This is a genomic window from Xenorhabdus griffiniae (genome assembly GCF_037265215.1).
Classification (GTDB): Bacteria; Pseudomonadota; Gammaproteobacteria; order Enterobacterales; family Enterobacteriaceae; genus Xenorhabdus; species Xenorhabdus griffiniae.
This window is the reverse complement of sequence record NZ_CP147737.1, coordinates 2,245,666-2,261,126: the sequence shown is the minus strand read 5'-3', so window position 1 is coordinate 2,261,126 and position 15,461 is coordinate 2,245,666. Positions and strand designations below refer to the sequence as shown.

Here is a 15,461-nt window from a genome sequence, read left to right as displayed (position 1 = left end):
ACTGAGTAGCGCTGTCTTTGCAGGCTCAGAGGATTGTTTTTTTATGGCATAACGATATTAGAAGTGTAACATATCTTGAGTGATCTCACGTACTCCCCTCACCAATTCATCGCTTGATTCAATAAATTTGAATGAATATCTCAAAATATTGAGCTATTGACTGAACAATTCTCTATATAAAATATGATTCACAAGCAATATTATCAATGAAGTTATTAGTATCTTAGGTAACTTGGGTTGTAGATAACTGAGGAAGTAGAGAATGAGTAACGTACTGGTTCTGAAATCCAGCATCCTGGCACAATATTCCCAAAGCAATAAACTGGCTAACTACTTTGTTGAAAAATGGTTAGCTGATCATTCAGAGAGCAACATTACCACACGTGATCTGGCTGAAAACCCAGTTCCAGTACTAGACGGAGAGTTAGTCAGTGCCTTGCGTCCAAGCGATGCAGAATTGACAGAACGCCAAAAAACAGTATTGGCCCTGTCAGATCAGTTAATTGCAGAGTTAAAAGAACATGATGTTATTGTCATCACCGCACCAATGTATAACTTCACAATCCCTGTTCAACTAAAAGCCTATTTTGATCTGATCGCCCGTGCTGGTGTAACTTTCCAGTACACTGAAAAAGGCCCACAAGGGTTAATACAAGGCAAGCGCGCTGTTATTTTGACCAGCAGGGGCGGCATTCACAAAAACAGTCCAACAGATTTGGTGACACCCTACTTACGCACTTTCTTTGGATTTATCGGCATTACAGATGTGGAATTTATATTTGCTGAAGGCTTAGCTAAGGGAGCCGAATCCGCTAACCAGACACATCAAGATGCCCGTGACGCGATAGATGATATCATAGCGAAAATGGGACAGAAGCAATCTGAAAAAATCGTTGCTTAACATTGTTCGATAACATATCACGAAATTAAGATCAGTTGGCGCGCCCAATGGCGCGCTCAAATCTACGGTCACCCCCTGAAGTAATAAAAACTTATCCATATCTTCAATAATTGACAATGGCAGCAATCATGTTATAGATATGTAGCTTTGCTTAAAACCCTATTCGAAAAAGTCAAGTACTACATTTTACTGCTTTATTTCCACTGTACCAGCAATATGCGCTCCTATCAGACAGACATAAAGGTTACAGTATTCGAGTATTCCACCATTATCCTCAAAGGCTGCAAAATAACTCCTTCCCAGCGTTTTTTCTCCCGAACTTGGTGTTATTATGCTTTCAGACCAGGTATTATCAAGTCGATGACTTTCCGGACTATCAATAGTGCATATAAGCTTCCCATCTGATCCTGTATATAGAAATGAATTGGAATATCGGATAGCAGGATCAGCTCCATCATTCGGTTTTTTCCAGATATCGTAATTATGCCCAGTGTCATTCTCTTGTAGTGTCACGATATAACTATATCCAGCTATCGTCTGAAAAAAATATGAAACATACCAACCATTTTTTATATCCGGAAAATAAAGTGTTTTACTTGCCATTATTAATATCCCCTCAATATTATTTCATAGTTCATTTTATGCTCCTGACAAAATTATTGGCTGTAGCCCTTATAAAACTAAATAGGTTTTCATAATACTGAGAATATCAGATGTTGGAGTTTCTCACCCCGCGTGGCACGCAGGGTAAGGAATACTCCTATCATTTTGAAACGCTATTTAGCAGGAATATTTATACCAATCTAGCTTCAAGATGCGTGTGATTTCTCCCCGCGAAGCGGGGGAGAAATCAGGTTTCATAGCGTATTGTAAATTGCAACTTGAAGTTTAATGCGTATAGATCGGATAGGCTTCACACAACGGTTCAAGTCTTTCTAGAAATAATTTTTAATTACAAAATGGATAATTTATTCGTTGGGATCGTCCTGATAATGAGACCATCCGACCAGACATAGAAATAAGTTATTGTATTCGATTCTGTAGTCTGTGCCATTATGCTTAATGCCATTATCCTCAAAAGCTACACAATAGGTTCTTCCCAAAGTTGGTTCCCCCGAATCTGGAGTTATAATACTTTCAGCCCAGGTATTATCAAGGCGAATGCTTTCTGGGCAATCAACATTGCATATAAGCTTTCCATCTGGTCCTGTGTACCAAAATGAATGGGTATTACTATAGGGAGAATCATCTCCATTGTTCGGTTTTTCCCAAGTAGCGTAAGTACTCCCGGTGACACTATCTTGTATTGTCACTGTATAGCCATATCCAGCTAACACTTGAAAGAAATACGAAACATACCAACCATTTTTTATATCCGGAAAAGAAAGTGTTTTCGTTGCCATTGCTAATATCTCCTTAATATTGTCCCATAGTATGTTTTATTCTGCCAACAAGATTATTGGCTGTAACCGTTATAGTGCCATATCCTCCCTTTTTCCCTTGAAGATTTATTTTAAATTGCCCGTATTCATTTGTAGTCATTGATTGTATCGTATCGGAGTTTGAAGCAATTTCAGACACGTTATTCATGTTTACGGCTGAATCTATTTTATAAGAGATGGGCGTATTTTTAATTTGTTCAGATGTCTGTTTATCATTAATTTGAATTGTAAGTATTTCATATTCGTCACCGATTGGCTGATATCCAGTTACTATTGGAATTATTTCATCAGGAGGAGCGACATTGATTTGTCCTTTCCATATCTGACTAATAACTTTCGTATTATCTATATTCACAGTATAAGAGAAATAAATTTTTCCTTGATTATAAATATCAAATTCATCATTTCCTTCAAGATAGATTTGTGGTATACCAAAGATGACATAATTAGTGACGCCATCATCACCAGCTGTCATTGGCATCCTCTTTTGCCCGAAAGATTTATCTAACTTTGTGAGCTTTGAATGAATATGTAAATTCAAAGTCACTTCACTACCTAAAGGTATTCTAGTCTTATCATTTAGATCATTTGTTCCTATAATCTTAACAAATAAAGCCTCATGATTGGCATTCTCTTTATAATGAGAGATAGTCTTGTAATTTATAATATCACTTTCCGTAATTAAATTATCCTTCCCTACTCCTAAACTCGAATAAACCAAACATTTTTCATAAACATTATCTGCTGGAGGAATATACTTTGTGTATGTAAACTCTAGAGAATCCGAAACTAATCTATCCGCACTTTCCTTAATAACACTATAGTAAAAATTAACCTTTTCTTTATTTTCATTGAAAACACCATAAGGTAACCTTATAAAAGGTGTTCCAAGATAGTCTGGATCTAACAAACGGTGAGGATTATCAATCATTTTTCCATTAATAAAGAAAAATATCGTATCTCCCCCCGACGCATTATCATATGGTGGTATGTTAACAGAAAAGTCCAAAGAGCTACCATCATTGTGTAAAACTCCATTATTAACTTTGGCAATAACTGGAGCCGATAACGAATCCATTGAATTGACATCCGTTTGATCACTATCCAAAATGTATAGCGTCTTATCAGCTGAAATTTCTCCTGTTGCACCAAATATTTGTGAATAAAGAGTCAGAACAACAGAACTTTCCTGTCTGGCATAAATATAAAAATTTAATTTACCATGAGGATCTGTGTTAATGATGAAACCTCTTTTACTACCAATCTTCCTGATAGGAATTTTCGTTTTTTTATCATCCTGATAAAAATCCACTTTATCAAAATTCCTGTCAGGCGTATCAAGTATATTCACAGGTGTACCAGATAATTTGACTGTATTATCCTTATTTGTTATTGCGGTTTTTACTGTTCCCACCTTCACAAAATATCGTCCACCAGGTGGGTCATTAACTTCTGTCGGCATATCTAAATAATCAGCACCGATAGCCAGTTGAACTGATGAAAAATCAAGCGTTTTGGCATAATAGAATACACTGATTTTTTCAAACCCTATTGCTGCTGAATTTGGCTGAATATCTAATGTAATTTCATTGTTTTCAACAATATTATTATCAACACGTAATTCAACAGAAATCGTTCCCTTTCTATTATTATCAGATAATACGATTGGAGGTACATGTCTACGCAACCCGATACCACCATAAGGTGTCAATTCGACACTTGCATCACTAGAAATAGGTGTATCAGATGTTAAAAAGATGTCGAGAATAAATTCTTCCCCTATGACTAAATCTGAACCTAGTTTTATAGAAGTCGTAATTTTCTTAGATGACATTATTATTCACTCCATAAAATTCCGTAATTATAAATATATAAAAGATGAACTGAATTCACTTCTGCCACTCTTATTATTCGCCGACAGTTTCTATTTGGCTATAATAATAATGACTGTATTGCCTCACACCTTCATTATCAATGTAATATTCAAAGTAAATCACTGGCATTCCATAAGTTGAACTGCTCGCAAAGTTAACCAACAAATCGTATTTAATCTTAATAACCGTTGTGGATGTTTTACCGCCATCATAATCAGGAACATGGTTAATAACCGTGGAGAAGGGTTCATTGATCTGTTTATATTGGTCATCATTACTCAAATCATCACTTGAATCACCATTAAGGTACATTGTGAAATGAATGGTATCGCCAAATTTTGGTTTGCTTGTATCCGTAAAATCATTTGTTCCTATTATTTTTACAAATAGCCCATAACCTTCATTTCCTTCTTCCTGATAGCCAGCGATTGAAGAACTATTAATAGTTGAACCATATTCCAGTATAAAATTGTCATCATCCTGATTTAACGGTGGTTGACTATTAGGATCTGCCCAACTAGCATAGACAACAGGCATGTCAAAAACACGTTCAATGTTATTTGACGGTTTATTTTCACCACCACCTATATAGGTGATCGGTAATTTTTTTGAATATCTATTATTCCCGCTTACAGGGGCGATTACGTAATTAAGATGTACTATATTATTTTTTGGAAACAGATCATAATACAGTTTAAAACTGTGATCAGGGATATCTGAGTGCGCTATCATCTTAATGGGTAAAACAGGTTTGTCATCAATAAAAAATATAATACTATCATCATCATGCAAATTAGTATAAGGCTCAACGGTTACATCAAATGTATAATCTGAGCCAAATGCTTGCAATTGACCATGACTCAAGTTATTTATTATCGGGACGGGAAGCAATTCACGCGGATCGGCAGGCTTAGGGTTCAGCATATAGACAGAAGGTGCTGCATAATAGACTTCAAGCCCAGGCAATTCGCTTTCTAACCGCAGTGTAATGGGTTGATTCTTTTTTGGATAAACACGAAAACTGATTTTACCGTGGTGATTACTATTGATAGGAATAACAACCTGTTCATATTCCTCAATGGGATAAAGAGTCACAGGAGTGGATTGCCCATCATCCGGATCCGTAGTAATAATCACCTTATTATTTAGGCTATCTTTAATAACTGAGGAAATCTGGATCGGTGTATTTATCATTTCCTTACCATTACTATTTTTCAATTTCGCAGTATAAAGAATAAAATTCTTATTTTGATTATCAATATGAGTCTCTGTGTATGGTACTTCACAAATATATTGATCGACTGACAGCCTAAGAGAATCTGCATCAATCAAATTAGCAGTATAATGTATGTCTTGCGTATGCAAATTAGATATCTCTAATTTATACGCAATGGTGTCTCCGGACTTTAAAGTACTGTCATCATCAATAGTTAAATAAGCAATTGAGCGTAGAGCATTTTCTATACCAGTAACAGGAGTGGCTTTAGTCAAACTGTCTACAGTTATTCCGTTAATCGCTGTTAAATTAACATTTAATTCCGAAGGTAATTTCCCATTGAACATCATGGTAATATAAAGATAAAAACTTTGCCCAATAACCACATCTGAACGATGAGGCACGGACAGAACAACTGACGATAGGACAGCATTTTGTAATATATTTTCTTTATCAATCATAATCAGTACCTTTTTAATTTTTCAACCAATGTCTCGACGAAATATGTCTATTCTCACTGCCTTCCAAACTTCAATTATTCTGGTTATGCGGCGGGGTATTCACTCTATTTCCGGCGCACTATTTTTTGAAATACGCTAAATATAAAATAACAGACTTTATATTAGTTTAACCACAAGAACCATTACTCTATTGAACTTTATTATAAGTTCTTTCTATTCCATCTGACGGTATAAGGCTTGTTCTACCACCTGAAACTTTAAACATCTCTCCCATTGAGTAACGAGTATTTCCTTTTTTAGCAATAACATAAAAAAGCCCTTCCCATTCATCAGGTTTAAAGCTGGCAAAAGGAATGGGAAAAGAATATTTAACCTCGTTAGCATCATTCATATTATAAATGGGTAATATTAAGCTATTAATATCAGGGACCTTATCTTTTTCTTTAGTGAAAAATAAAATATGATCATCTGAGCTAGGGTTATCATAAGGTTGAATAGTAACTTCAAATGTAGGATCTTCTGGTCCACCCTTTATTACACTGTCGTCAGCATCAGGCATCAGCAATGGTTCTAGGAGATCTGTGTCAAACAACGGCCTAGGAGTAATAAAACATACATTGTCTGCCATATGCGTATACCTTTCCTGACCAAAAATACACCCCCAAAGAAAGCAAGATCGGCTTATAATTAGCCTTACTATTGCCATCTTTGGGTTTATTATTTGGATAGACACGGAATTTTATTGTTCCATCATGACTATCACTCATCAATCTAATAAATGTTTTACCATTTTCAATGGTGGGAGAGTAAATTGTTGGTTGTAATCCTAATTTTGGATGAGACGTAATAATAATATTCTTGCTGAAATCATCCCCATGTTTAGATGTAATATGAACCAGCACATTTGTTATTGGTGTTTTTTTTCCAGAACTTTCTGTATCTTCTAATAATTGAGTTTTGTAAAGAACATACCTATCCTTTGGATCCTGTTGTGTTGGTGCAGAATATTTTTTAGGAATAACACAGACTGGTTTGTCAGGCAGTAACTGCAAAGTATAAGGAAGTATTTTTTTTACATTGTAGCTACAATTCTTATTGTATATATTATTACTACCATTATTTAAAGCTATAGTAAAAGATACTTGACTATTTTTTATGGTATTATCATCATAACCATCAATTACTATACTATATAGTCCAGAATTTATACTGTTTTCATGACCTGATGTTACAGCCCTAGATGTCGGTGGAGCTATTGTTATACCACTATCGACTTTTGCAGTGATATTAATATACCCTACTGGTAGATTACCAGTATTAGCTTTTAATATCACATTAAGATAAAATTGCTGACCATAAATTAAAGTAGTATCAGGTGTTACTGATAGCTCCGCGTCTATTGAGGAAGTACCACTACCCTGTAAATGACTTTTTTTTGTTTCTGACATAGTTCATCTATATGAACGCATCCCGTTTGCAAGACAAAAACCACGCTGACATCGACGGTAGGTTGCAGCTCTATATCCGGCCTTATTGCAGCCAAAACTGCGGGCCTCGATGTAATCCGCTGGCTTGCTCCTCATTCTCCTGACGAGCTTTATGCTCAAGGAACTATTCAGGTTTAGCAAGTCACGGTCTTACCTGTCTTTGTCATCGTTACCCTTGCCTCAGCAATCTTTCTGCATTCATCCTTGTTGTGTTACAAGTTAAAGTTGACCAGTGAAGCGCCTTAGTAAGGCCTCACACTGACGTAATCTTTTTGGTAGTCCCGTTGATGGGCAACCAGTGCCCAAACGGTACGAGCCAGCTTATTAGCCATGCCTACTATCGCTACACAGGTTGGGCGTCGTTCTTTCAGTTCTGTCACCCACGGCGACGGGGTTTTCGTGAGTAAGGTGGCCGCTCTAGCACCGTGAATAAACAGGGTTCTCAAGTAGGTATCTCCCCGTTTGCTGATGCCCAGTAATTTGACCCTGCCTCCCGTTCCCGTTTGTTTCGGCACCAGGCCCAAATAGGCCGAAAATTCCCTGCCCGACCGAAACCCGCTGGGCTCGCCCATCGTCGCGATGGCGGCTGTGGCAATTAAGACACCGACTCCGGGAATTTTCATAATTCGCTGACAATCAGCATTCTGCTTTGCCCACGCCGTCAGTTGTTTTTCCACCAGGTCAATTTGTTCATCGATTTCGTCCAAACGACGGTATTGTTCTTCAAGGAGTCCAAGCAGGAATGGGGCGAGTTTTTCCCTTAGCCGCTCAAGCACCTCCGGCATCGCTTTATCCAGTGAGGCTCTTCCCTTATGCACGGTTTCACCAAATTCCAGCAGTAAGCCATGCAACGCATTGATTTGCGAGGTTCTGAATTTCACTAGCTGGTAGCGCATCCGGTGTAACGACAAAATGGCCTGTTGTTCTTCGTTTTTGACAGCGACCGATTTACCGGGTTGCTGAACGGCCAGCCAAATAGCCCGGGCATCCTGAACATCGTTTTTGTTTCCCATCCGAAACGCTTTGACAAATTTAGCCTGAAGCAAACGGACTTCATGCCCCAGCTTTCTTAGCTCCCGTGCCCAATAATGCGCACCGCCACAGGCTTCCATGCCAATCAGGCAAGGCTCACGGTTACTGAAGAACGTTAAAAAGTCATTTCGCCTCAGTTGCTTATCAATGAGTTCACCGGTGTATTCATCAACAAAATGAATCTGCATCAAATGTTTTGCAATATCGACGCCAAAAGGTGTATGTTTCATGAGTGGATCCTCCAGTCATCAGGGAGCAACAGGCTCCCGCTTTAGGCACTATAAGGCCGGAAATCTGTGAGGATCCACGCCTCATCTCTCAATTCCAGCACGGTACCAAAGGCCAAGTGGTTGGGATGCGTTCATTACATTCTCACAATATTAATATATAAATGTCATCTATGAACGCTATATATTAGTAAAAATCCGCCTTCATAGAAGGCGGCATTGATTTCGCCCCAGAGGGGCGTACTAAAATCCCTAAAAATAAACCCCTACCACTTCTGCTACTTTAAAATCCAAAAGCCAATAAGGCAGAGCTAAAACCTGTTGCTGACTACCACCACAGAAGGTGGTTTTCAGTTAAGAATAAAAATATATTATAGGTTAAATATGGTTCGTTGATTTTAATACTATAAAAAACATGAATTTATTTACTGTGAAAATTAAAATCAATCATCGTCCAATCCAGGCAGTGAGGTGTCCGTCATTCCGCGCCAATAATGACTAAACGTTGCCTTGTTATTTTTATCCATCGTATAATACTCAAAATAAACGAATGCGGGTGAACCGTCAGTATAAGATCTTATCCCATAATATAACGGGTGCTTAATTGGGATCACTGTAGAGCATAATGTTTTATTATCTGCCGGAACAGTATCTAGAGTCGCTGAAAGTTTTGTGTCAGGTAACTTGTGGAAAAAATTCTTATTACCCGACTTGACGTACATATTTACATATACAGTATCTCCCACTTTTGGCCGTTTATCATCTGTTGGATCGTTAGTTGCTGTTATTTTTACATAGGCATCATTACCGCCATTGTTAATATAATTTGACAACTCCACTCTGGTGGTATAACTATTCTCCCAGAATAATGTGTTTTCTTCCCCTGCCTGCTCTAACTGTGGGTCATTTTTATAATCAGCCAAACTGGAATAAACCTGAACTTTATTATAGGTTCTTTTTACTCCATCAGATGGTACAAAGTCTGCATCTTCACCTGAGTATTTAATCTGCTGTCCACCTGAATAACGCGTATTTCCTGTGTTAGTAATCACATAAAAAATCTCCGTCCATTCATCAGGTTTAAAGTTGGCAAAAGGAATAGAAAAAGAATAATTAGCTTCTTCTCCTGTCTGCATACTGTAAATGGGTAATATTAAGCTATTAATATCAGGAATATGGTCTTTTTCTTTGGTGAAAAATAAAATTTTATCATCTGAGCTAGGGTTATCATAAGATTGGATCATAACTTCAAAAGTAATCTCATCTGATGACCTACGATTTATTACACCACCATTGGCGCTAGGGATCAATAATAGATCTAAATCATCGAAGTTAAAAATCGGTCTGGGAGTAATAAAACATACACTTTCTGCCATATGCGTATACCTTTCCAGTCCTGAAATCACACACCCCAAAGAAAGCAAAGTCGGCTTATAATTAGCCTTACTATTGTTGTCCTTTGGTTTATTATTTGGATAGACACGGAAGCTTATTTTTCCATTTTTCTCATTACTTGTAATATTAATAAATGTTACACCATCTACAGTTTCAGGCGTATAAATTATTAGCGGTGTATTTGGACCGTTCGAATCTGGATCAGATGTAATAATAATATCCTTACTGAAATCACCTCCAGGTATAGATGTAATATAAACCAGCACTTTTTTCATTGGAATATTTGATGATAAACTCCCTGTATCTTCTAATAACTGTGTTTCATACCGAATATATTTATCATTAGGATCATTGAATTTTGGATCAGAATATTTTTTAGGAATAACGCAAACCGGTTTGTCAGGCAATAATTGCAAAGAATAGAAAAGTATTTTTTTTACGTTATAGCTAAATGTGGTGTTATAAATAGAATTATTGTTCATTCTACTCTTTAGATCAACAGTAAAAGATACTTTACCGTTTTTTATGGTATTATCATCATAATCATCAATTACTATGCTATATAGTCCGGAATTTATACTATTTTCATGACCCGATGTTACAACTTTAAACATCGGTAGAGCTATTGTTATACCACTATCGACTTTTGCGGTGACATTAATAAAATACCCCTGTGGTAAATTACCAGTGCTGGCTGTTAATGTCACATCAAGGTAAAATTGCTGACCGTAAATTAAAGTGGTATCAGGTGTTACTGATAATTTTGTATCTATTGTGGGAGTACTACTACCCTGTAAATGACTTTTTTTTTCTTCTGACATAATACACCTCATTGCGTGAATGAAAAATATATAACTATTATCTATGAACTCTACTATATTAAGCTAAATTCCAAGTTAAATGTATAATGAAAAATAATTATCAGGTGATAATTAAAAGTTATCACCTGAATTTATTTTTACCACACAGTATTTTTGAGGATGGTTTCTGATCTAATTTATTTAATAATATTAGTGAAATCATATCGAGGAGTAGATGAACCATTAATAAATGTAAATACAGTATGGGTAAATCTACATGGCTTGATGTGAAACATTGCCCTTTGTTATATTATATTCTTGATTAATTGTAATACAGTGCACATAAAATATATGCAACTATTGATTTTCTAGGATCATCATTCGGTATTTCCTTACCAGTAGCTGTGTCATATGCTAAATAACCCCCATTATTTTGACGAGATTTTAGCATTTTAATATAAGTCGTTTTATCTATATGATTTAAATCATCCAAAATACCAAATTTATAGGCGTCCGGAAATTCATCAGATAATGCCGTTCCTGTTCCTGTTGAAATCAGTTCTGAATAAAGAGGTGATAGGTTATGTTGATCACTCTTTATTGGACGTTCACAATTATTATTGTCATTCAATGGGTAGGTGTTATTGTAAGCTCCCGGTATAGATATAAGCCACATTTTTGGAAAAAATGTATAAGTATATTGACGCTTTGTTCCATTTTTTTTCGTAATATCAAGAATAACTTTCCCGTGCCCTGTATTGTTAAATGTAACCAATCCGGTTTGAGAGTTTACATTTATTGCAGGCCACCCTCCGTCTTGTTGCAGGCTATAGTCGGCAGTATCCCCAGGCTCAACGAGTTCTTCACCTTTCACTGATTTTAATTCAGCGGCCAATTGGTTAAAGATATTATATGGCCTTTCCTGCTCAGTAAAAAGTTTGCTAACGGATTTATCCACTGTTCCTATTTTATAATTATACTTATAGACCTTTATCGCTGCTAGCACTGGCACAACCTTAAAACTTACTTTGTCATTGGCAGGCTGGGATAACGTATTTCCATCTGACCCATCCATACTTAATGTTACTGCAACGTCATCAATCCCCACTCCCACTACTCTACTCTTCAATGTTGCATGTAAATACCCGTCTCCATCCGTCTTATCTGCCTTATCCCATTCAGGCTGAGGTAATTCTAGATCCGTAACTTCTGAATGATCCCTAACCCACGTAACATCACTGAATGAATAATTAGAAATTGGCTTTTTATTACCTTTTTTCTCAACGATCAGCGCCCTGTATTGATATTCTGACTTTCCATCACCAAGTAATGGTTTATTGGGATCAAATCCTTCTTCTTTCCCTGCCCGATTAACACGCCAAACTTCAACATGGCTAATTTCAAATTCTATTTGAAAATCGACAGGATCGGCACATTTCGGAAGTTCAGAGGCAGGTGCGCCTACAATTGTCAAACAGACAACAGCGCCTTTAACAGCAGGCTGATTCTTCTGGCTTATTAATTTCGCTGTTAATGTCCCGCTATTCGGTGAAATACTGATTTCTCCCTGCGGTGAAAGAGAGAGTCCTTTATCTGTTGGAGTCTTGAGTATCCATTCAAATTTACCCTTATATTTGTCAATATCATCAGCCTCAGTACCTGATATTGTTGCTGTGAAATCATATTCCCCACCTGGAAGAATGCTCCCATTTTTTTGTTTTAACTTTATTTTCTGAATTGTTGGCCATTTGAACGTCAAATCCACAGACTTCTTGATTTCAGAACCTTCTACAGAAGTCTCTACCGTCACTGTTTGAGCCTGCGTACTGGTCAACGTTGTACTGGCATTACCATTACCATCAGTCGTGCTGGTTGTTGAGGTAAGCGTGACCGCTGTCTGGTCAGGCGCCTTTATAGTCCAATTAACTGTCTTACCAGCCTCTGAATTTTTACCTGTAGTATCCTTAACACTCACTGTCAGAGTATAACTATTACCTACTAATCTTGGGCTTGATGGTGTCACTGTTACTGACATTTGTTCCGGTTTAAAATCTACCGCCCGTTTTGCCTGTACCGGATTGTGGTTTCCAACCGTGAGTGAAACGACAACCCCCTGAACTGCCTTAGTACTGGCTAAGTGTGCCGTTAATTGTCCTTTGTCATCGGTTGTCTTATCTGATTGATCTAGCGTAAGTTCAGGCATGTTAGCGGGATGCTCTATCTTCCATATCGCATTCGGAATGTTTTTCTTGAAAACGTTTTTTTTATCAATACCTATGATTGTCGCCATATAGGTATATTTCTGGACACCGTCTGCCGTTAACGTCCCTGACGGGCTGACCTGCATATCCCCTTTAACCTGATAATCTTGGGTATCCTCAGTAAAGGTCACCGGAAATTGTGCAGAAACAGGCTGTTGGCCTTCAATGGACAGCGAAACCGTGACATCTTTTATTGCCTCTGTGCTGGCCAGGGTTGCCGTTAATCTCCCGTTTTCATCCGTTGTGACATCACCATTTTGTGGGTTCCAAATAAGCCCATCGTGGTTCTTATCTTTACTCCAATTCACATTAGCGATTTTCTGTTTTATTACAGGATTGTTATTAGCATCTAATATCACAGCATTGTAAGTGTAAGTCTGGGAACCATTGGCTATCTGCGACGGTATAGGTGGTGAAACCTCAACTTTATCAATGTGGAAACTGGTTGATTTCTTATCAAAGCTGACCTCCCCCACGGATTGTGGCGGCTGGTTATTCAGTTGCAGGTACACTTTGACATCTTTATGTGGTCGGGTACTCACTAATATTGGTTTTCGTTTGAAATGCCCATACTCATCAAGTGTAATAGAGTCTGATGTTTCCCAATCAATCCATTTCAATCCAGAATCCGGTCCGATTTTAGGATCGGTGATCCACTGAACATGGTTAATGGTAGCATTTTTTATTGGGGCACCATTGACCGTATCAAAGGTAATCACGGGGTTAAACATATATCCATCCTTTTTATCCCCCGTTGCCGGCAGTGGCCCCGCAGGGGTAAAGTAAGTCCCTTCCTGTTTTTTCAGCATAAATGGCCTGACAATTACACGCATTTCGACAGGTGCTGATTTTTGGTTATCTTCTAATTCAGCGAGAGCATAGATGGGGTAATTGTTATTTTGGTTATCGCCGGATAAATAGGTTGGCAGAGTGATTTTTATGGTGTGGCCGACGCGGGAAGAAAGTTTTCCACCACGCAACTCAAAATCTTTATTGGTTGTCCAATGAATCTGCTTAACAAAAGCATTAGATGATAATTTGACGGTAATTTCGTGCTGTTCCTGGCTGTATCCAACGATAGTTTCCGGTAACGACAATTGCGCAATCGGTTTTTTCTGGTGCTCAAGTACAATATGATTATTCCTTTCTACAAGGTCATAACGGCTGCCCGCTAATGTCCTTGCCGCTGCCACATTTTCTGGTGATAACTGCCCGCTCAAGGAAACTCCTAGTTTATAGTTGAAATTCGCCAAAAACTGCGTTTCACTGTGCCCGCTTTCTCCCTGTTTATAATCCACACCCAGAGTAAGTAGCGGAACTGGCGTGTATGTCAGCCCCAATTTAGCCAGGTTAGGATTTTTCTGTTTCGTGTCACGATTGAATAAAGTCACATTATCGCCAAAATACTGCTCATAGGTCAGTTTGGCGCCCAGATGAGGATAAACGGGTAAGAAAAACTCCCCATTAATATCATAACCGTTGGCAGGGCGTTCATAATAACCGACAAAATTCCGTGAGTCTTTCCAATTACTTAATCTATAATAGGTATTAGCAGAAAGTTTAATGTAATTTCCCCAAATCTCTCCACCCAACCCAAGGCGCTGATTTTTGCCCGTTAGATCGTAGTCATAAAAGGTATTCAGGCCATACATCCAGTTCTGATAAAAATAACGCCCACCTAAACCGACGTTAATGGTATTACGACTATCTTTATTACGATAACCTAATTGTGAGAAAAATAACCTATCTGTTTTATTATCATAAAGTGGTAGTAATAGGTCGAGTGAATTATTCTCTAATCTTCCTTTTTTATCTAATCCAAAGTTGATTCTGACAGTCCCAAACTGGGATAGCCATTTTTGAGATTCTGAAGATACGGTACTGTTAAATTTACCCAAAGCATAGGTTTTTACTTTTTCCGCTAATTTTGAAGGTGAAGATGATAGAATGTTCCCTGCAATTTGGATATTTTGGTTAATAGAGTTTAGATCATGATTTATTGAAGCATCATTATTTTCATTTGAATTGCTTTTTTTCTTATTATTTGAATTCGCTAAGTTTCCACTTGATTCTTCAATTTTAAAATCTATGTTGTTTCTCTGTTCTGTGCTTTGTAAGTATTTTTCTTCCATTTTCATATTATAAACAGAACCAGCACTCATCAAAGATGATGGCAGTAATAAAAAACACAGAAAAACAAAGAAACGAAAAGTGTTGACTATATGCTGTAACATATGCTGTTCCTAAGATATTATTCTCTTTCATTTGAAAAGCACAATAAATGTCAACTAATTATATAGCACATAAATTGAAGATTTTAACAGGCGATTGATAAAAATTTTTAATGCTATGGTCAAACCAAGTC

The 15,461-nt window shown here is 37.4% G+C and carries 10 protein-coding genes; 1 reads left to right on the top strand and 9 read right to left on the bottom strand.

Annotated features, from left to right (window positions below):
* Positions 1–262 precede the first annotated feature (262 nt).
* Positions 263–901 carry an FMN-dependent NADH-azoreductase gene (locus WDV75_RS09785; protein WP_273557706.1) on the top strand — a complete coding sequence of 213 codons (639 nt, stop codon included), beginning with the start codon at positions 263–265 and terminating at the stop codon, positions 899–901.
* 186 nt (positions 902–1,087) lie between these two features.
* Here WDV75_RS09785 and WDV75_RS09780 read toward each other — a convergent pair whose 3' ends face one another.
* From WDV75_RS09780 to WDV75_RS09740, 9 genes are all read right to left on the bottom strand, one after another.
* Positions 1,088–1,504 (bottom strand): hypothetical protein, encoded by a 417-nt coding sequence (locus WDV75_RS09780; protein ID WP_273557707.1) that lies wholly within the window; start codon positions 1,502–1,504, stop codon positions 1,088–1,090.
* Between the two features lie 365 nt (positions 1,505–1,869).
* Entirely contained in the window at positions 1,870–2,304 is a 435-nt protein-coding gene (locus WDV75_RS09775; protein WP_273557708.1) for a hypothetical protein, read from the bottom strand.
* Positions 2,305–2,317: 13 nt separating this feature from the next.
* Positions 2,318–4,177, bottom strand: a complete 1,860-nt coding sequence (locus WDV75_RS09770; RefSeq protein ID WP_273557709.1) for a hypothetical protein — start codon at positions 4,175–4,177, stop codon at positions 2,318–2,320.
* 73 nt (positions 4,178–4,250) lie between these two features.
* Positions 4,251–5,894 (bottom strand): hypothetical protein, encoded by a 1,644-nt coding sequence (locus WDV75_RS09765; RefSeq protein WP_273557710.1) that lies wholly within the window; start codon positions 5,892–5,894, stop codon positions 4,251–4,253.
* Between the two features lie 187 nt (positions 5,895–6,081).
* The gene (locus WDV75_RS09760; RefSeq protein WP_273557712.1) at positions 6,082–6,522 is read right to left on the bottom strand and encodes a hypothetical protein; all 441 of its coding nucleotides are present in this window, start codon (positions 6,520–6,522) and stop codon (positions 6,082–6,084) included.
* Entirely contained in the window at positions 6,491–7,342 is an 852-nt protein-coding gene (locus WDV75_RS09755; protein ID WP_338861140.1) for a hypothetical protein, read from the bottom strand. The genes WDV75_RS09760 and WDV75_RS09755 overlap by 32 nt, the downstream gene beginning before the upstream one ends.
* A 281-nt stretch (positions 7,343–7,623) precedes the next feature.
* Positions 7,624–8,643, bottom strand: coding sequence for an IS110 family transposase (locus WDV75_RS09750; RefSeq protein WP_273572382.1), 1,020 nt, complete (start codon positions 8,641–8,643; stop codon positions 7,624–7,626).
* 440 nt (positions 8,644–9,083) lie between these two features.
* On the bottom strand, positions 9,084–10,856 hold the full coding sequence (locus WDV75_RS09745) for a hypothetical protein (protein ID WP_273571204.1): 1,773 nt from the start codon (positions 10,854–10,856) through the stop codon (positions 9,084–9,086).
* Between the two features lie 301 nt (positions 10,857–11,157).
* Positions 11,158–15,330 carry an inverse autotransporter beta domain-containing protein gene (locus WDV75_RS09740; RefSeq protein WP_273571203.1) on the bottom strand — a complete coding sequence of 1,391 codons (4,173 nt, stop codon included), beginning with the start codon at positions 15,328–15,330 and terminating at the stop codon, positions 11,158–11,160.
* Positions 15,331–15,461 lie beyond the last annotated feature (131 nt).